Origin of the sequence: Streptococcus suis (assembly GCA_022354845.1) — a bacterium.
In the GTDB taxonomy this organism is placed as follows: Bacteria; Bacillota; Bacilli; order Lactobacillales; family Streptococcaceae; genus Streptococcus; species Streptococcus suis_AA.
In genome coordinates, this window is record CP031970.1 from 1,938,138 (window position 1) to 1,954,988 (window position 16,851).

Below are 16,851 nucleotides of genomic sequence, written 5' to 3' on the forward strand. Positions count from 1 at the left end.
TGCCAATATTGACAAACTTATCTAAAAACAAAATAGAAGGTTGACGAGGTCAACCTGTATTCTATTCTGTAATTTCTAAGAAACCTACATATTTTCTCTTAAGAAGGTAGCCTTCCAATTGCTTGATTCCTTCAATACTTGTAGAGATAACAATGATCAAACTTGTACCTAGGAATGCAATGTTTGAAGAAAGTCCAAAGAGATTTTGTGCAATAATCGGCAACAAAGCAACAAAACTCAAGAATAAAGCACCAACTGTTGCCAATCTTGTTAGAAGCTTAGAAAGATATTGCTCAGTCCCGTTACCAGGTCGAACCCCATGGATATATGCTGCGCTCTTTTGAAGGCTTTCAGCAGTTTTTTCTGGATTGACTTGAACAAAGGTATAGAAGAATGTGAATAAAATAATCAATCCGGCATATACCAGCATTCCTTTTACCGTTGAATAATCAAAATATTCTTGAACAGTCAATAACCAACCTGCACTCTGATTCTGACTTGCAAAGTATTGAATAAGAGATGTAGGTACTGCTGTAATTGAACCAGCAAAAATCACGGGAATAACACCTGCTGGATTTAATTTCAATGGTAAGTAAGAACTAGATGGTGCTCCTTGAGCTCTTTTTGTATATTGGATTGGCAATTTGTATTCTGCTTGTTGTACAAATGTCGTGAAGTAAACGACTAATAAAATTAATACAACCAAGATTGCTACAAAGATAGCTGATTCTCCCAATCGACTAGATTCAATATTGACAAAACGATCAATATAAATCTCGTGAAACGTTCCTGGTAGGGAAGATATAATCCCTGCGAAGATAATCATGGACGTACCATTTCCATACCCTTTTTCTGTAATCTGCTCACCCAACCAAGTTACAATGACTGAACCAGTTGTCAAAATAGAACCGATCAAAAGGTACATTTGCCAATTCAAGGGCATATTTGTCAGTTGTACACCCGAAAGCGCATTAAAACCTGCAGTAATACCAATAGATTGGACAAAAGCTAATCCCAAAGAGATATAACGTGTTGCTTGATTCAGTTTGCGACGGCCCACTTCACCTTGCTTACCCCATTCAACAAATTTTGGAAGGATATCCATTTGTAAAAGTTGAACAATAATCGAAGCAGTGATATATGGACTAACCCCTAGTGCAAAAACTGAAAAATTACGCATTGCGTTTCCTGAAACCAAGCTCAACATATTTAAAAATGGTACATTTGAGAGGGCTTCAAGACTCTTGGCGTTAATACCTGGAACTGTAATGTGAGTTCCAACTCGGAAGACAAAAAGGATGAAGATAGTGAACAATATTTTGTTACGTACTAATCTAACCTTTACGGCATCCTTTAAAAGTTTTAAAAACATAGGCTAGCACCTCTTAGATGACTTCTACTGACCCACCTTTAGAAGTGATTGCTTCTTCAGCTGATTTAGAAAATTTAGCAGCTTTAACTGTCAATTTCTTCGTTAATTCACCGTTACCAAGAATTTTAATTCCTGATTTTTCAGCTTTAACGATTCCAGCTTCGATAAGCACAACTGGTGTTACTTCTGCACCATCTTCAAAAGCGTTCAATTGATCAAGGTTAACGATTGCATATTCTTTAGCGTTGATGTTTGTAAAGCCACGTTTTGGAATACGACGGAACAATGGAGTTTGTCCACCTTCAAAACCTAGGCGAACACCGCCACCGCTACGAGCCTTTTGACCTTTTTGACCACGGCCAGATGTTTTACCGTTACCTGATGATGTACCACGACCTACACGGTTGCGTACTTTACGTGAACCTGTAGCAGGTTGTAATTCATGAAGTTTCATTATTATTTTCTCCTCTTTTATATGCTAGCGCCTGTGAAGTACAAGAGTCTTCATTCACAAACTCGCCTTATGTAAAAATGGACTAGAAGTCGCAAAGATTCTTCTATGCGACTTAGCCTATTTGTATGATTACTTAACTTCTTCAACAGTTACTAAGTGAGAGATAGCATTAACCATTCCAAGAATAGCTACGTTATCTTCCTTAACAACTGAAGAGTTCAATTTACCAAGTCCAAGTGCAACAACTGTTTTACGTTGCTCTGGTTTGCGACCGATTGGAGACTTAGTCAAAGTAATTTTAATTTGAGCCATTAGTATCTCCTTTCTTATGCTAAATCAGAAACTGAGATGCCACGAAGTGCAGCCACTTCTTCAGCACGTTTCAATTGTTTCAAACCTTCAACAGTTGCACGAACGATGTTGATTGGTGTGTTTGAACCAAGTGACTTAGAAGTCACATCTGCGATACCTGCCAATTCGATTACGGCACGAGTTGCACCACCGGCAGCAACCCCAGAACCTTCAGCAGCAGGTTTCAACAATACACGAGCTCCGCCAAATTCTGAACGAACTTCGTGAGGGATTGTTGTACCAACCATTGGTACTTCAATCATGTTTTTCTTAGCAGATTCAACTGCTTTACGGATAGCTTCTGGTACTTCTTGAGCTTTACCAGTACCGAAACCTACGCGACCGTTACGGTCACCAACAACCACAAGAGCTGCGAAACGAAGACGACGTCCACCTTTAACAACTTTTGTAACACGGTTGATGGCTACTACGCGTTCTTCAATTTCAACTGCGTTATCTTTGAATGCCATTTCTTAGTGTCCTCCCTATTAGAATTTCAATCCGTTTTCACGAGCTGATTCAGCCAAAGCTTTCACACGTCCGTGATAGAGATATCCACCGCGGTCAAAGACCACTTCAGAAATACCTTTAGCTACCGCGCGTTCAGCAACGAGTTTACCTACAACAACAGCTTGTTCTGTCTTAGTACCTTTTGAAACTTCTTTATCAAGAGTAGAAGCGCTTGCGAGCGTTACACCCGCTACGTCATCAATCACTTGAGCGTAGATGCCTGTATTAGAACGGAAAATGTTCAAACGTGGGCGAGCAGCAGTTCCAGAGATTTTACCGCGAACGCGACGATGGCGTTTTTGGCGGATTTTGTTTTTATCTGGTTTTGAAATCACAATATTCACCTCTTAATGTATGATTCTGTTTCTTTCGAAACAATTTGAGAAATAGTCAGCCAGGTGGCATAGCCACCTCAGCAACTTATTATTTACCTGTTTTACCTTCTTTGCGGCGAACGAATTCACCAACATAACGAATACCTTTACCTTTGTATGGCTCAGGAGCGCGAAGGCTACGGATGTAAGCTGCTGTTTGACCAACAACTTCTTTGTTGATACCAGACACGACGATTTGTGTTGGTGTTGGAACTTCAAATGTAATACCTTCTGGTGCAACCACTTCATCTGGATGTGATTTACCAACAGCAAGTGTCAATTTGTTACCAGCTAATTGCGCACGGTAACCGACACCACGCATTTCAAGTTCTTTTTTGAAGCCTTCAGAAACACCAACAACCATGTTATTGAGGTTGGCACGGCTAGTACCGTGAATAGTCTTCATTTCTTTTGAATCGTTTGGACGGCGAAGAGTTACTTCTGTACCTTCCACACGGATTTCAATAGCAGTCGGGAATTCACGAGTCAATTTCCCTTTAGGTCCTTTTACAGTTACCACACCGTTGTCTTGAGTAAACTCAACACCAGCAGGCAATGTAATAATTTTATTACCAATACGTGACATGTTTTTTATTTCTCCTGTTAAATTATCAAGCCGTCGAGCGACTAGTTTTCACGGGGGCTCATGATACAGAGGGCGTAAAGAAGTCAAAGTAAAAATAGGAATCCTGACGCAGAAGCCTAAGCTTCGAGGAAGGATTGTCTTTTTTACAGACTTTAGCCCGTGTTCGAATGAGCAGGATTCATGATCGCACTTGAGAAGCAATCATGCTATTTGGTTTTATGATACATTCAAATCAGATTGTTAGATTTTAACCCGAGCTATGACCTGTGTGAAAAAGATAAATCAAACTTGAATGCAAGCATTCTTCGTTTGATTTCCTATTTTCACTTGGGTCACTACGCTCTTGGTATCATCCAATTACCAAACGTATGCAAGAACCTCACCACCAGCTTTCTTTTGACGAGCTTCTTTGTCAGTCAAAAGACCTTCTGATGTTGAGATGATTGCAATACCAAGTCCGTTAAGAACTTTAGGAATATCTTCATGTTTTGAGTAAACACGAAGACCTGGTTTTGAAACACGTTTCAAGTTAGTAATAACTTTTTCACCGTTTTGTCCGTATTTCAAGAATACGCGGATGATGCCTTGTTTGTCATCTTCGATAAATTCAACGTTTTTTACAAAACCTTCGTTTTTAAGGATTGTAGCAATACCTTTTTTGATGTTTGATGCAGGTACTTCAAGCACTTCGTGTTTTGCTTGGTTAGCATTACGAATACGTGTCAAAAAATCTGCAATTGGGTCAGTCATAACCATTTGTTGTTTCTCCTCTTACTAGCAGTTTGATTAAATCACTTACTAGTTAATTCATGATACAAAGAGCGCTAAAATCCAAATTGACAAGCAAACTTTGTATCGAGTTTATTTAGACACTTGAGTTCGGGCTACAACCTTAGCAAAGAAGATAGATTTTCCTAGAAGGAAGCTTCATCGTCAAATCTCCTATCTTTGCACTGGTTGCTAACCGCTCTCACATCTTATTTTACCAAGAAGCTTTCGTTACGCCCGGAATCTGTCCAAGGTAAGCCAAGTCGCGGAAGCATACACGGCAAAGTTTGAATTTGCGGTAAACTGAGTGTGGACGTCCACATTTTTCACAGCGTGTGTAGGCTTGAGTTGAGAACTTAGCTGGGCGTTTGTTCTTAGCGATCATTGATTTTTTAGCCATTTATTCTCTCCCTCTTATTTTGCAAATGGCATACCAAGGCCAGTAAGCAATGCACGTGATTCTTCGTCAGTGTTAGCAGTTGTAACGATAACGATATCCAAACCGCGAGTTTTATCAACATCGTCGAAGTTGATTTCTGGGAAGATCAATTGCTCTTTCACACCAAGTGTGAAGTTACCACGTCCGTCGAATGACTTAGTTGGTACTCCGTGGAAGTCACGTACTCGTGGGAGTGAAACTGAAACCAATTTATCCAAGAATTCATACATACGTTCGCCACGAAGAGTTACTTTCGCACCGATTGCAACACCCTCACGAAGACGGAAGCCGGCGATTGATTTCTTAGCTTTAGTGATAAGTGGTTTTTGACCTGAAATCAAAGCCAACTCTTGAGCAGCTTTTTCAAGGTTTTTAGCGTTAGAAACAGCGTCACCAACACCCATGTTCAAAACAATCTTATCAACTTTTGGCACAGCCATAACTGAAGAATAGTTAAATTGTTCAGTCAAGGCAGGAACTACTTCTTTAAGATATTTTTCTTTTAAACGATTTGCCATTATACTTCTCCTTTCCTTCGTGATTAATCAAGCACTTCGCCTGATTTTTTATTGTAACGAACTTTTTTGCCGTCTACAAATTTGTAACCAACGCGTCCAGCAACACCATTTTTGTCAAGAACTTGAACGTTTGACACATGGATTGGAGCTTCTTTTTCAACGATAGCACCTTGAGGGTTTTCGTTGTTTGGTTTTTGGTGTTTCTTAACGATGTTAACACCTTCAACAATCACTTTGTTAACTTTTGGAAGTGCTGTTACGACAACTGCTTCAACGCCTTTGTCTTTACCAGCGATTACGCGAACTTTGTCGCCTTTTTTTACAAACATTTGATTTCTCCTATAATTTCTTACGCCCTAATGGGCACCCTGGTTAGTTAGTTAGTTAACCAGGGGACTTAGTTTGTTAGATTTTAAATTAAAGTACTTCTGGTGCCAATGAAACGATTTTCATGAAACCGCCGTCACGCAATTCGCGTGCCACTGGGCCAAAGATACGAGTTCCGCGAGGATTTTTGTCTTCACGGATGATAACTGCAGCATTCTCATCGAATTTGATGTATGAACCATCAGCACGACGAGCACCTGTCTTAGTACGAACGATAACGGCTTTAACAACGTCACCTTTTTTAACCGCACCACCAGGAGTAGCTTGTTTTACTGAAGCAACGATGATGTCGCCGATGTTCGCGAATTTACGTCCTGAACCACCAAGAACTTTGATTGTCAAGATTTCACGTGCGCCACTGTTGTCAGCAACTTTCAAACGGGTTTCTGTTTGAATCATGTCAATTTTCTCCTTTCAGGTTGATTAAATGATAACTGCCTCTTCCACAACTTCTACAAGACGGAAACGTTTTGTAGCTGAAAGTGGGCGAGTTTCCATGATACGAACGATATCGCCTTCTTTAGCAACATTGTTTTCATCATGAGCTTTGTACTTTTTAGAGTAGTTAATACGTTTACCATAGACTGGGTGGTTACGTTTAGTTTCAACTACAACTGTGATTGTTTTGTCCATTTTGTCAGATACTACGCGTCCAACAAGAACTTTACGATTATTGCGTTCCATTGAAATTCTCCTTTCCCAATCTATTATTTAGTTTCAGATTGCACAGTTTTGATACGTGCAATTTGTTTCTTCACTTCGTTCAAACGAGCAGTTTGCTCAAGTTGACCAGCAGCAGCTTGGAAACGAAGTTCGAAGAGTTCTTTCTTCAATTCGTTTTCTTTCTTAGCAAGTTCTTCTTGAGAAAGGCCACGAAGTTCTTTTACAAAATCTTTAATTTCTTGAAGTTTCATGTCTTCTCCTTATTCTGCTTCACGTTTTACGAATTTAACTTTAACTGGCAATTTGTGACCAGCAAGGCGGAATGCTTCGCGTGCAACTTCTTCAGAAACGCCAGCAACTTCAAACATAACCTTACCGCGTTTAACTGGAGCTACCCAACCTTCAGGAGCACCTTTACCAGAACCCATACGTACACCGATAGCTTTAGCAGTGTATGATTTGTGTGGGAAGATTTTAATCCAAACTTTACCACCACGTTTCATGTAACGCGTCAGAGCGATACGGGCAGCTTCGATTTGGCGGTTTGTAATCCATGAGCTAGTAGTTGCTTGAAGACCGTATTGACCAAAGTCTACTTGTTTTCCACCTTTAGCTTCACCGCGCATTTTTCCACGGAATTCACGACGGTGTTTTACACGTTTAGGTACTAACATTTGTTATTTACCTCCTTTAGTGTTTTTACGAGCTGGAAGAACTTCTCCACGGTAAATCCAAACTTTAACACCTAGTTTACCGTAAGTTGTCAAAGCTTCTTCCCAAGCATAGTCGATATCCGCACGAAGTGTATGAAGAGGAACTGTTCCTTCTGAATAGCCTTCTGCACGGGCAATATCAGCACCGTTCAAACGACCAGAAACTTGTGTTTTGATACCTTTTGCACCAGCGCGCATTGTGCGTTGGATAGCTTGTTTTTGAGCACGGCGGAAAGCCACACGTTGTTCCAATTGACGAGCAATTGACTCACCAACAAGGTGTGCATCCAAATCAGGCTGTTTGATTTCGATGATGTTGATGTGTACTTGTTTACCAGTCAATTTGTTCAATTGAGCACGAAGCGCATCAACGTTGCTACCAGCTTTACCGATAACCATACCTGGTTTTGCAGTGTGGATAGAAACGATTACTTTGTTTACAGCACGTTCGATTTCAATTGTTGACGTTGACGCATCAGCCAATTCTTTTTTGATAAAGTTGCGGATTGCAAGATCTTCATGAAGGTAATCCGCGTATTCTTTTTCAGCATACCATTTAGCATCCCAATCACGGATGATGCCAACACGCATACCAATTGGATGTACTTTTTGACCCACGTTTTTACCTCCTTATTTCTCTGCCACAACTACAGTGATGTGAGCTGTGCGTTTGTTGATTGGTGAAGCTGAACCTTTCGCACGTGGACGGAAACGTTTCAACGTTGGTCCTTCGTTTGCGAATGCTTCGCTGACTACCAAGTTAGCTTTTTCCAAACCAAAGTTGTTTTCAGCGTTAGCGATTGCTGAGTTTAAAACTTCCTCGATAATGCTTGCAGCTTTGTTTGGTGTGAATTTCAAGATTGCGATTGCGTCTGCTACGCTTTTGCCACGGATGTTATCCAAGACAAGACGTGATTTACGAGGTGAAACACGTACTGTGCGAGCAGTTGCTTTAGCTGAAGTGATTTCTGCCATTGTGTTTTCCTCCTAAATTATTTACGACGAGTTTTCTTGTCGTCAGCAGCATGACCTTTGTAAGTACGAGTTGGTGCGAATTCACCAAGTTTGTGACCTACCATGTCTTCTTGAATGTATACAGGTACGTGTTTACGACCATCGTAAACTGCAATTGTATAACCGATGAAACTTGGGAAAATCGTTGAACGACGTGACCAAGTTTTAATTACTTTTTTCTTTTCGTCATTTGCTTGAGCTTCAACTTTTTTCATCAAATGCTCATCGACGAAAGGTCCTTTTTTAAGACTACGTCCCATTATAGTGTTTTCTCCTTTAAAATATGTACCACAGCGGCTTGCCCGCAATGCGGGCTACCGAGTTGGCGGATGATATAGCATGCTAAGCAACTAAGTATAAATTACTTTTGGTTGCGACGACGAACGATAAGTTTGTCTGATTTAGCTTTCTTGTTACGAGTTTTCAAACCAAGAGCTGGTTTACCCCATGGAGTAGATGGTGCTTTACGACCAACTGGCGCTTTACCTTCACCACCACCGTGTGGGTGATCGTTAGGGTTCATTACAGAACCGCGAACTGTTGGACGGATGCCTTTCCAACGGCTACGACCTGCTTTACCAAGGTTTACTAGGCCATGTTGTTCGTTACCTACAGTACCAACAGTAGCACGGCAAGTACCAAGGATCATACGAACTTCACCTGATTGAAGGCGAACAAGAACGTATTTACCTTCTTGACCAAGAACCTGTGCAGATGCACCAGCAGCACGAACCAACTCACCACCGCGACCTGGTTTCAACTCGACGTTGTGAACAACAGTACCGACTGGGATGTTTGCAAGTGGAAGTGCATTACCAACTTTGATATCCGCTTCTGGACCTGAAACGATGCGTTGACCAACTTCAAGACCTTTAGGAGCGATGATATATGCTTTTACACCGTCTGTGTAGTGTACAAGAGCGATGTTTGCTGAGCGGTTTGGATCGTATTCAATTGTTTTAACAACTGCTTCAACGCCATCTTTGTTACGTTTGAAGTCTACCAAACGGTAGAAACGTTTGTGACCGCCACCTTGATGACGAACAGTGATGCGACCATTGTTGTTACGACCAGCTTTGTTTTTCAATGCAACAAGCAAGCTTTTTTCTGGAGTGCTTGTTGTGATTTCAGCGAAGTCCAAAGAAGTCATGTTACGACGGCCATTTGTCGTTGGTTTATAAACTTTAATACCCACGTTAATTCCTCCTTTGATTATTCAGCGTCAGCTGTAGCGAACAATTCGATCGCTTTTGAATCAGCAGTCAATGTGATGATTGCTTTTTTCACTTTGTTTGTGCGACCTACATAACGACCTACGCGTTTTGTTTTAGGTTTCACGTTGATTGTGTTAACATTTGCAACTTTAACACCTTCAAATGCAGCTTCAACAGCTTGTTTGATCAAGAGTTTGTGTGCACGAGTGTCAACTTCAAATACATACTTGCCTGCTTCGAGTTGGCCCATTGAGCTTTCTGTGATGACAGGTTTTTTGATAACATCATACAAATTCATTATGCAAGAACCTCCTCAATTTTAGAGATAGCTGCTTGAGTTACAAGAAGTTTGTCTGCATTTGCGATGTCAAGTACGCTTGCAGTAGTTGCAGTTGCAACTTTCACTCCTGGGATGTTACGAGCAGAGAGAGCTGCGAATTCGTTGCCTTCTTCAAAAATAACAAGGACTTTAGAATCAATGCTCAATGCTGCAAGCACTTTTGCAAATTCAGCAGTTTTTGGAGCTGTGAATTCAAGTGAGTTAACAGCTACAAATTTGTTTTCAGCAACTTTCTGTGAGTAAACAGATTTAAGTGCCAAGCGACGAACTTTTTGTGGAAGTTTGTACGCATATGAACGTGGAGTTGGTCCGAAGACTACGCCACCGCCACGCCATTGTGGTGAACGGATAGAACCTTGACGAGCACGTCCAGTTCCTTTTTGACGCCATGGTTTGCGTCCGCCACCTGAAACTGCTGAGCGGTTTTTAACTGCGTGAGTACCTTGACGAAGGCTAGCACGTTGGCTGATGATCACATCAAATACAACTGCTTGGTTTGGCTCGATACCAAAGATTGCATCGTTAAGAACTACTTCACCAGCTTGTTTACCAGTTTGGTCAAATAATGTTACGTTTGCCATTTCGACTGATTTCCCCTTTCCTTATTATTTACCAGCTTTAACTGCTGATTTGATAGTGATAAGAGATTTCTTAGCACCTGGTACGTTACCTTTGATAAGGATAACGTTCTTTTCCGGAACAACTTGTACAACTTCAAGGTTTTGGATTGTTACACGGTTGCCACCCATGCGACCTGCAAGATTTTTACCTTTAAATACACGGCTAGGTGGAATAGGACCCATAGAACCTGGACGACGGTGGTAACGAGAACCGTGAGCCATAGGACCACGTGATTGACCATGGCGTTTGATAACACCTTGGAAACCTTTACCTTTAGATGTACCAGTTACATCAACAACATCACCAGCTGCGAAAGTTTCAACTGTAATTTCTTGTCCAACTTCCAAGCCTTCAATGTTTTTGAATTCACGAATGAAGCGCTTAGGAGCTGTGTTAGCTTTAGCTACATGGCCTTTGGCAGGTTTGTTGCTCAATACTTCGCGTTTGTCATCAAAACCAACTTGAACTGCTGCATAACCGTCAGTTTCAACTGTTTTCACTTGAAGAACAACGTTTGGAGTTGCTTCGATGACAGTAACAGGGATAAATTCACCAGATTCAGTGAAGATTTGAGTCATTCCCACTTTTTTCCCTAAGATTCCTTTTGTCATGAGAAAAATATTCCTTTTCTTATTTTATAGTTAAAAAGTTTTTAACGAGCGTTTTTCATGCTCAAATCAAGATACAAAGGGCATCAAACTCAAAGTGAAAATAGGAAAATCTGACGACGACTCAACGAGCCTAGGCGATTTTATCTTTTTCACACGGAGTTTAGCCCGTGTTCAATTACTAAATGAACACTTGCTTTTTTGCCTCGCTACTTGATTACAATTTAATTTCTACGTTCACACCACTTGGAAGATCCAATTTCATCAACGCATCAACTGTTTTTTGAGTTGGGTTAATGATATCTACCAAACGTTTGTGTGTACGCATTTCGAACTGCTCACGAGAGTCTTTATACTTGTGAGTCGCACGGATGATTGTGTAGAGGCTACGTTCTGTTGGAAGCGGAACTGGACCTGCTACTTGAGCACCTGTACGTGTTGCAGTTTCAACGATTTTTGCAGCTGCTGTATCAAGTGTACGGTGTTCGTACGCTTTCAAGCGGATGCGGATTTTTTTGTTTGCCATCTTTTTCTCCTTTTCGTCTATTTAGAATAATAGGCTAGCTCCACAAGAAAACCAACACCTGTTGCGTGGCAATGCAACCGAGCGTGTCGCAACCTCTTGCATCAAAGCTATAGCCGTAAATTTTACGGCACTAGAACAGTTTACCAAATTATCGGAAACAATGCAAGAAGTTTTGCTTTTTATTTTTAAAAAAATAGTTTATTCAATTTCCTTGAAATTTCTATAATGAAGTTAGCCATCTCGCCTTTCTCAAAAATATTTGTTTCGCTATCTTTGAGTAAGCCGGTAATTTCATTTGATAACAGGCTTGAAGCTGTTAGGCTAAGTAGCCAAGGCTAACAGTAGCCTTGGTTTAGCTGACAAAACAGGTTCAAGGGTTCCTGTTGTCAAATGAAATCCAATTTAAGGCAAAAGAAAATACCTCTATGCTATACTTGTCGTTCACCACAAACACAAGGAAGGGCACAGAGATGCAAGAACAGTATACACCAAAAGGCAAACATTTGACAATGGATAACCGTCGCTTGATTGAACGGTGGAAGAAGGAAGGCAAGTCTAATCGTGAAATTGCTGGTTTACTTGCAAAGGCTCCTCAGACCATTAATAACGAGATCAATCGGGGTACAACCTTACAACAAGTACGAAAAGGGGTGTATAAAAAGGTCTATTCAGCTGACTACGCACAAACTGTTTACCACACCAATCGAAAGAGGTCGGTGAAAAAATTAATTCTAACCAAAGAAATCAAAGAGAAGATTTTACACTATGCTAAGCAAAAATTTTCTCCTGAAATGATGGTGAAGAAGAAACAGCTGGCTGTTGGGATTTCAACTATTTACTATTGGGTTCATCATGGTCATTTAGGATTGAAAAAAGCGGATATGCTTTATCCTAGAAAAAAGAAAGCGATCAAAAAGAAAGCGATCAAAAAGAAAGCTAGTCCTAACTTTAAACCAGCAGGCAAATCAATTGAAGAACGACCTGAAGTTATTAATCTTCGCTTAGAAAAGGGTCATTATTAAATTGATATCGTTCTACTAACCAGAGTAAAAAATCATTGCCTTTTAGTCTTGACCGACCGTCGGAGTAGACACCAAATCATCCGTCTGATACCTAACAAAACCACTGAATCAATCAATCAGGCACTGGAGGGAATCTTGAGGGAACATCGTATTCTGTTAATGGTACAGAATTTAGTCGTCTGGCTGAGTTGTTTCCTGAGGAACATATCTACAATGCGCATCCCTACTCTTCATGGGAGAGGGGAACGAATGAAAATCACAATCGATTGATTCGGAGATGGTTACCAAAAGGAACCAAGAAAACGACCCCAAAAGAAGTCGCTTTTATCGAAAATTGGATGAACTATTACCCTAAAAAATGCTTTGACTACAAGTCGTCGAGTGAATTTCTTATGGGTGGCTAATTTCAACTTGAAATTTGGGGTTTTACATCAAACCCATTGCTTTTTATTCCAATTCGACTCCTCATTGTTCTTTATCATGCAAATTCTGATAAACATTTGATATGTTTGTGTTAACAAACAGTGAACAGTGAATATTCATCTTATTTTTACAGACTTCTATAACAAACAATCCTTACTAGCTGTTCACAAGTCAAAGCTACAATGGATTGATTATCCCTTTGTCGATGACTATTCTAAAGAAAATATCACCTGTTATTTAGTTGCACTTATTTTGTACTGTCTCAGAATCCTTATACTAAACAGCTTTTTCTCGACTCGGTTCATTCTCCATATATCGAACAAAAACAGCAGGCAGTATCTCATACATTTCAACACTTATTAAAAAAACCAGCTCCCATCTTTGGGACTAACTGGTTGTGTGTTGATTCTTCTCGTTTCATATCGCCAATTTGATCTACGGTTCTTATCCATTATCTTTCAGCTTTTCCCATAGATGAATACGACTGTCTTTTAAGGACTGTCGGACATCAATAATTCGTTGGTTAGATGAGCCGCGGAACTGCAACATGAGATTGCGTTTGGTTCGCTCATAGCGGCCGTCTACTAGGATATCTAAATACGAGAGCAACTCCAACTTGTCTGGAGTTTCCAGCATCAGTTCTTCCCATGTGTAGCCTGTCCAAGACCAAATATCCTTTTCGGGTAATTCTTTCCGAATGCGCTTGACCAAGGGTAAGACCGTCCCGGTATTGAGAAAGGGTTCTCCTCCAAGAAGGGTCAATCCCTGTACGTAGGGCTGAGATAAGTCATCTATAATGCGGTCTTCGAGTTCTTGGGTGTAGGGAATGCCAGACTTAAAAGACCAGGTTGCAACATTGTAGCAACCTTCGCAATGGAACATGCATCCGCTGACGTATAGGGAACAGCGAACGCCTTCACCATCCACAAAGTTAAAAGCCTTATAGTCGATAATGCGTCCTTGACTGAGTTCCTCACTTTTCCAGTCTTGTGGTTTGGGATTATTCATATCTGATACCTTGAGCAAGTGTAAAGGAAATCCATCCTCTGTAGGATAAACGAATGTCTGATGGTATTCCTCATACGGTTGCTTCGGTCAGCTCGAGTCATGGTGCCCGAAATGACCTTTATTCCTTTCCAATTTTGCTTTCGTAGCTTTTCTTTCTTACTTCCCCTCAATCCAATAGCGTTCTGTCCCTTCGCGGATATCCTCTAAGACGCCTCCGCAGGCTAGAATCGTTCTGCGACTGGCTTCGTTTTCTGGTGAGCAGGTCACTAGAATTCGGGAAATGTTTTTGGAAATAGCTTCCTGAAGGCCTTGATGTAGTTGCTTCTTGGAAAATCCTTTCCCCCGTTGGCTAGGGCGGATAGAATAACCAATATGGCCTCCCTTGTTGAGCAGGAAGTCATTGAGTCGCAGTCGTAGATTGAGAAAACCGACGGCTTGGCCCCTTTCATCAAATGAAACATACTGGATATAAGGGACAAAGCGCTCTGGCAAGTCCAGGCCAGCCTCAGCTAGTTGTAATTTCTCTAACCAATTTTCATACTCTTCACCCATCTGGTAGAAGCCACCATCCATGGCACTTTCTGCCCGCTTAAACTCAGCAATCATTTCTAAAATCGTGGTTTTATCCGACAGTGATGGACGTCTCAAGGTTAATTTCGGTTGGGATATTGACATGTAATTCTCCTATCTGGTGCTCAGCGTGTGCGATTTGATGGCAAATCCAGTGGCTCAACAAACTGGATGTAGGATTGACTGGATTTTGCTTGGTAACTAAGGCATCTAAAAATGCATCCACCATGCTTTCAAACCCTCGTTTATACAAGGTGCTATCCCAAGATCCAAAACTTTCTAGTATTTCCTGGCCGGCCGTATACATGCGCAATTCTTCTAAGTTTTTTACCTGATAAGTGGCCTGAGGCGTCTGTACCTCCATGATCTCTCTACGGCTACCTGCTTGAAGATTCATTGAGGCAAGGACTGAAGTTTGCTTACTTTGTAAGGTAACCAAAACCTGACTAAGCTGTCCATTTTCAAGATGATAACTATACGTAGCCGAAAGTGGCTGGTCATCCAGCAAATAAAGGGCTGTATCCAAGGGATGAATAAAAAGGTCAAATAGTTTGAACGTTTGACTTCCCACGTCATTGACTTCATTCTTCTCTACAACAATTCTTCGCTTATCAGGCTTGCTTTTTAGATTTTGAATGGTGGGTGCGAAGCGACGGTTAAAACCTGCCATCAGCAAAACACCCTTGGATTGGGCTAATTGATAAAGGGTTGCTGTGTGGTAAACATCCTCTGTCAATGGCTTGTCCATATAGACTGGGATGCCTTTTTCCAAGAACAGCTCTGCTATTTCCATATGTGCCTTTGTGGCTACATGGATCATGACCCCATCTAAATCAAGGTTAACCAACTCTTGAACCGTGGTGTAGTTTTGGCTGTGAGGCAAACTAGTCGCGATCTTGGCGAGAACTGATTGGTTGCGGGTAAATAGATGCCACTCAATTCCCGATAGCGTTCGTAAATATGGTAGATAGGCTTTTTGAAAAATACCACCCAGGCCAACAATTCCAATCTTTTTCATGAACATTTCCTCTTAATTTCCAAATTTTTCTTCTAAGAAATTGCTTAGAATATCCACATCTAGACCTAAGTCACGAATGATGGTAGCTTTGTGAAATTCATCGTAGTTGTCCTTACCCGACCAAACAAAAGAGTTGGTCACTATCCGATAGTTCTTGGCTGGCTCAACTGCTCTGCCATTGATACCGAAGCGATTTCCTCGACGTTGAATTCCATGTACTTGCGGATGAAGGCCTGTCGTGAGACTAGAAATCAAGTCCTCCCCCCGTATGCTGACTAGGAGCACGCGCTTCGAAAAGGGCAAGACCTTGACGACATCACTATAGTAAACAGGGCCTGCACTTAGGGATGTTCGGATACCAAAACCATTGATAACTGCCCCGTCTGGCTGATAGCCGAAAGAAACCGCCTGTTCAAATAGAGCTTGCGTAATGAGGGGGGCTAAAGTTGATCGCCCGTTACGGATACTGTCCCTTTCTCCATCTAAGGGAGCTGGGAGCTGAGCAATGGGGTGTGCAAAGCGTGCATTGCGTTCTGCTTGCATCTGATCAATCACTCTTCGAATCTCTTCGTCTTCGGTTTTTCGTTTATCAATCTCCACCAAGTCATAGGACAAGACCTTGTGACTACCATCCGCATAGCAACTAAGCAGTAGATTGCCAAGAAAACGCCCATACTGACCAGCTTGAAAAATACTGACATTTCCAACCTGACTCGGTGCTGATAAAATCGTATGGGTATGACCCCCGAAAATAAGATTCAACTGAGGAAATTCCCTCGCCAGTCGGAGGTCTTCTTCATAACCCAAGTGGCTAAGCAAAACAATGTGTGCATCCTCCTCTATCTCCGTTAATACTCGTTTCAAGGCCTGTTTGTGGTCTTCAAAGACCACTTTTTCCGATGGAGAGGCGACTTCTTCTGTCTCTAGGGTCGTTAAACCAAGAACGTAGAGAGGCTGACCAGCTATATCGAAAACCAACTTATCTTCAATTGGAACCAATTCCTCAGCCTCATGGGGATTCCGATAGGTAATATTGGTTGAAACAACGGGGAATTTAGCATAGTCATTCAAACGACTAAGCAACTCATCTCCGTGGTCAAATTCATGGTTGCCCAAGGTCATAGCCTGACAACCAATTCTATTCATTAATTCGATTTCCTTCACACCTCGGTACATATTGAAGAAAACATTTCCAGAGAAGAGGTCGCCGCTGTCAAAAACAAAGGTTGGAATCCCTCTTTTCTCATTGCTCGCTCGAATGTCCGTAATTAGTTGCGCCTTCTTTGGAAAATTCTCCATATAGGAATGCATGTCATTGGTATGAAGTATGCTGATGTCTTTAAAATCCATGA

Annotated in this window: 26 protein-coding genes and 1 pseudogene; 1 reads left to right on the top strand and 26 read right to left on the bottom strand. The window is 41.3% G+C overall.

Going from position 1 to position 16,851, the window contains the following annotated elements; genetic code table 11:
* Positions 1–61: 61 nt before the first annotated feature.
* From secY to D2A30_10200, 22 genes are all read right to left on the bottom strand, one after another.
* Positions 62–1,372 (bottom strand): preprotein translocase subunit SecY, encoded by a 1,311-nt coding sequence (gene secY, locus D2A30_10095; protein ULL21869.1) that lies wholly within the window; start codon positions 1,370–1,372, stop codon positions 62–64.
* 13 nt (positions 1,373–1,385) lie between these two features.
* The gene (locus tag D2A30_10100; protein ULL21870.1) at positions 1,386–1,826 is read right to left on the bottom strand and encodes a 50S ribosomal protein L15; all 441 of its coding nucleotides are present in this window, start codon (positions 1,824–1,826) and stop codon (positions 1,386–1,388) included.
* Positions 1,827–1,955: 129 nt separating this feature from the next.
* The gene (locus tag D2A30_10105) at positions 1,956–2,138 is read right to left on the bottom strand and encodes a 50S ribosomal protein L30 (protein ULL21871.1); all 183 of its coding nucleotides are present in this window, start codon (positions 2,136–2,138) and stop codon (positions 1,956–1,958) included.
* 14 nt (positions 2,139–2,152) lie between these two features.
* On the bottom strand, positions 2,153–2,647 hold the full coding sequence (locus D2A30_10110; GenBank protein ID ULL21872.1) for a 30S ribosomal protein S5: 495 nt from the start codon (positions 2,645–2,647) through the stop codon (positions 2,153–2,155).
* Between the two features lie 18 nt (positions 2,648–2,665).
* Positions 2,666–3,022, bottom strand: a complete 357-nt coding sequence (locus tag D2A30_10115; GenBank protein ULL21873.1) for a 50S ribosomal protein L18 — start codon at positions 3,020–3,022, stop codon at positions 2,666–2,668.
* Between the two features lie 88 nt (positions 3,023–3,110).
* Entirely contained in the window at positions 3,111–3,647 is a 537-nt protein-coding gene (locus D2A30_10120; GenBank protein ID ULL21874.1) for a 50S ribosomal protein L6, read from the bottom strand.
* A 357-nt stretch (positions 3,648–4,004) separates the two neighbouring features.
* The gene (locus D2A30_10125; protein ID ULL21875.1) at positions 4,005–4,403 is read right to left on the bottom strand and encodes a 30S ribosomal protein S8; all 399 of its coding nucleotides are present in this window, start codon (positions 4,401–4,403) and stop codon (positions 4,005–4,007) included.
* A gap of 226 nt (positions 4,404–4,629) precedes the next feature.
* On the bottom strand, positions 4,630–4,815 hold the full coding sequence (locus D2A30_10130) for a type Z 30S ribosomal protein S14 (GenBank protein ID ULL21876.1): 186 nt from the start codon (positions 4,813–4,815) through the stop codon (positions 4,630–4,632).
* 14 nt (positions 4,816–4,829) lie between these two features.
* A complete protein-coding gene (locus D2A30_10135) occupies positions 4,830–5,372 on the bottom strand; it encodes a 50S ribosomal protein L5 (protein ULL21877.1) in 543 nt (180 codons plus the stop codon).
* A gap of 23 nt (positions 5,373–5,395) precedes the next feature.
* Positions 5,396–5,701 (bottom strand): 50S ribosomal protein L24, encoded by a 306-nt coding sequence (locus tag D2A30_10140; protein ULL21878.1) that lies wholly within the window; start codon positions 5,699–5,701, stop codon positions 5,396–5,398.
* 88 nt (positions 5,702–5,789) lie between these two features.
* Positions 5,790–6,158: a 50S ribosomal protein L14 gene (locus tag D2A30_10145; GenBank protein ULL21879.1), complete on the bottom strand. Its 369-nt coding sequence runs from the start codon at positions 6,156–6,158 to the stop codon at positions 5,790–5,792.
* Positions 6,159–6,182: 24 nt separating this feature from the next.
* On the bottom strand, positions 6,183–6,443 hold the full coding sequence (locus D2A30_10150) for a 30S ribosomal protein S17 (protein ULL21880.1): 261 nt from the start codon (positions 6,441–6,443) through the stop codon (positions 6,183–6,185).
* Between the two features lie 23 nt (positions 6,444–6,466).
* The gene (locus D2A30_10155; protein ULL21881.1) at positions 6,467–6,673 is read right to left on the bottom strand and encodes a 50S ribosomal protein L29; all 207 of its coding nucleotides are present in this window, start codon (positions 6,671–6,673) and stop codon (positions 6,467–6,469) included.
* 9 nt (positions 6,674–6,682) lie between these two features.
* Positions 6,683–7,096 carry a 50S ribosomal protein L16 gene (locus D2A30_10160; protein ID ULL21882.1) on the bottom strand — a complete coding sequence of 138 codons (414 nt, stop codon included), beginning with the start codon at positions 7,094–7,096 and terminating at the stop codon, positions 6,683–6,685.
* A gap of 3 nt (positions 7,097–7,099) precedes the next feature.
* Positions 7,100–7,753: a 30S ribosomal protein S3 gene (locus D2A30_10165; protein ULL21883.1), complete on the bottom strand. Its 654-nt coding sequence runs from the start codon at positions 7,751–7,753 to the stop codon at positions 7,100–7,102.
* A 12-nt stretch (positions 7,754–7,765) separates the two neighbouring features.
* Positions 7,766–8,110, bottom strand: coding sequence for a 50S ribosomal protein L22 (locus D2A30_10170; protein ID ULL21884.1), 345 nt, complete (start codon positions 8,108–8,110; stop codon positions 7,766–7,768).
* Between the two features lie 17 nt (positions 8,111–8,127).
* On the bottom strand, positions 8,128–8,409 hold the full coding sequence (locus D2A30_10175) for a 30S ribosomal protein S19 (protein ID ULL21885.1): 282 nt from the start codon (positions 8,407–8,409) through the stop codon (positions 8,128–8,130).
* 101 nt (positions 8,410–8,510) lie between these two features.
* Complete coding sequence (locus D2A30_10180) at positions 8,511–9,344, bottom strand: 50S ribosomal protein L2 (GenBank protein ULL21886.1); 834 nt, start codon at positions 9,342–9,344, stop codon at positions 8,511–8,513.
* Positions 9,345–9,361: 17 nt separating this feature from the next.
* Positions 9,362–9,661: a 50S ribosomal protein L23 gene (locus tag D2A30_10185; GenBank protein ID ULL21887.1), complete on the bottom strand. Its 300-nt coding sequence runs from the start codon at positions 9,659–9,661 to the stop codon at positions 9,362–9,364.
* Positions 9,661–10,284 (bottom strand): 50S ribosomal protein L4, encoded by a 624-nt coding sequence (locus D2A30_10190; GenBank protein ID ULL21888.1) that lies wholly within the window; start codon positions 10,282–10,284, stop codon positions 9,661–9,663. Before D2A30_10190 ends, D2A30_10185 begins: the two co-directional genes overlap by 1 nt.
* Positions 10,285–10,308: 24 nt before the next feature.
* Positions 10,309–10,935 (bottom strand): 50S ribosomal protein L3, encoded by a 627-nt coding sequence (locus D2A30_10195; GenBank protein ID ULL21889.1) that lies wholly within the window; start codon positions 10,933–10,935, stop codon positions 10,309–10,311.
* A 214-nt stretch (positions 10,936–11,149) separates the two neighbouring features.
* The gene (locus D2A30_10200; protein ID ULL21890.1) at positions 11,150–11,458 is read right to left on the bottom strand and encodes a 30S ribosomal protein S10; all 309 of its coding nucleotides are present in this window, start codon (positions 11,456–11,458) and stop codon (positions 11,150–11,152) included.
* Positions 11,459–11,928: 470 nt separating this feature from the next.
* Between D2A30_10200 and D2A30_10205 the strand changes: the two are divergent.
* Positions 11,929–12,884: pseudogene (locus tag D2A30_10205) on the top strand (IS30 family transposase).
* Positions 12,885–13,347: 463 nt separating this feature from the next.
* Here D2A30_10205 and nrdG read toward each other — a convergent pair.
* From nrdG to D2A30_10225, 4 genes are all read right to left on the bottom strand, one after another.
* A complete protein-coding gene (nrdG, locus tag D2A30_10210; GenBank protein ULL21891.1) occupies positions 13,348–13,911 on the bottom strand; it encodes an anaerobic ribonucleoside-triphosphate reductase activating protein in 564 nt (187 codons plus the stop codon).
* Positions 13,912–14,067: 156 nt separating this feature from the next.
* Positions 14,068–14,586, bottom strand: coding sequence for a GNAT family N-acetyltransferase (locus D2A30_10215; protein ID ULL21892.1), 519 nt, complete (start codon positions 14,584–14,586; stop codon positions 14,068–14,070).
* Entirely contained in the window at positions 14,534–15,499 is a 966-nt protein-coding gene (locus tag D2A30_10220; protein ULL21893.1) for a gfo/Idh/MocA family oxidoreductase, read from the bottom strand. Before D2A30_10220 ends, D2A30_10215 begins: the two co-directional genes overlap by 53 nt.
* 12 nt (positions 15,500–15,511) lie before the next feature.
* Positions 15,512–16,849, bottom strand: coding sequence for a bifunctional metallophosphatase/5'-nucleotidase (locus tag D2A30_10225; GenBank protein ID ULL21894.1), 1,338 nt, complete (start codon positions 16,847–16,849; stop codon positions 15,512–15,514).
* Between the last annotated feature and the right edge of the window lie 2 nt (positions 16,850–16,851).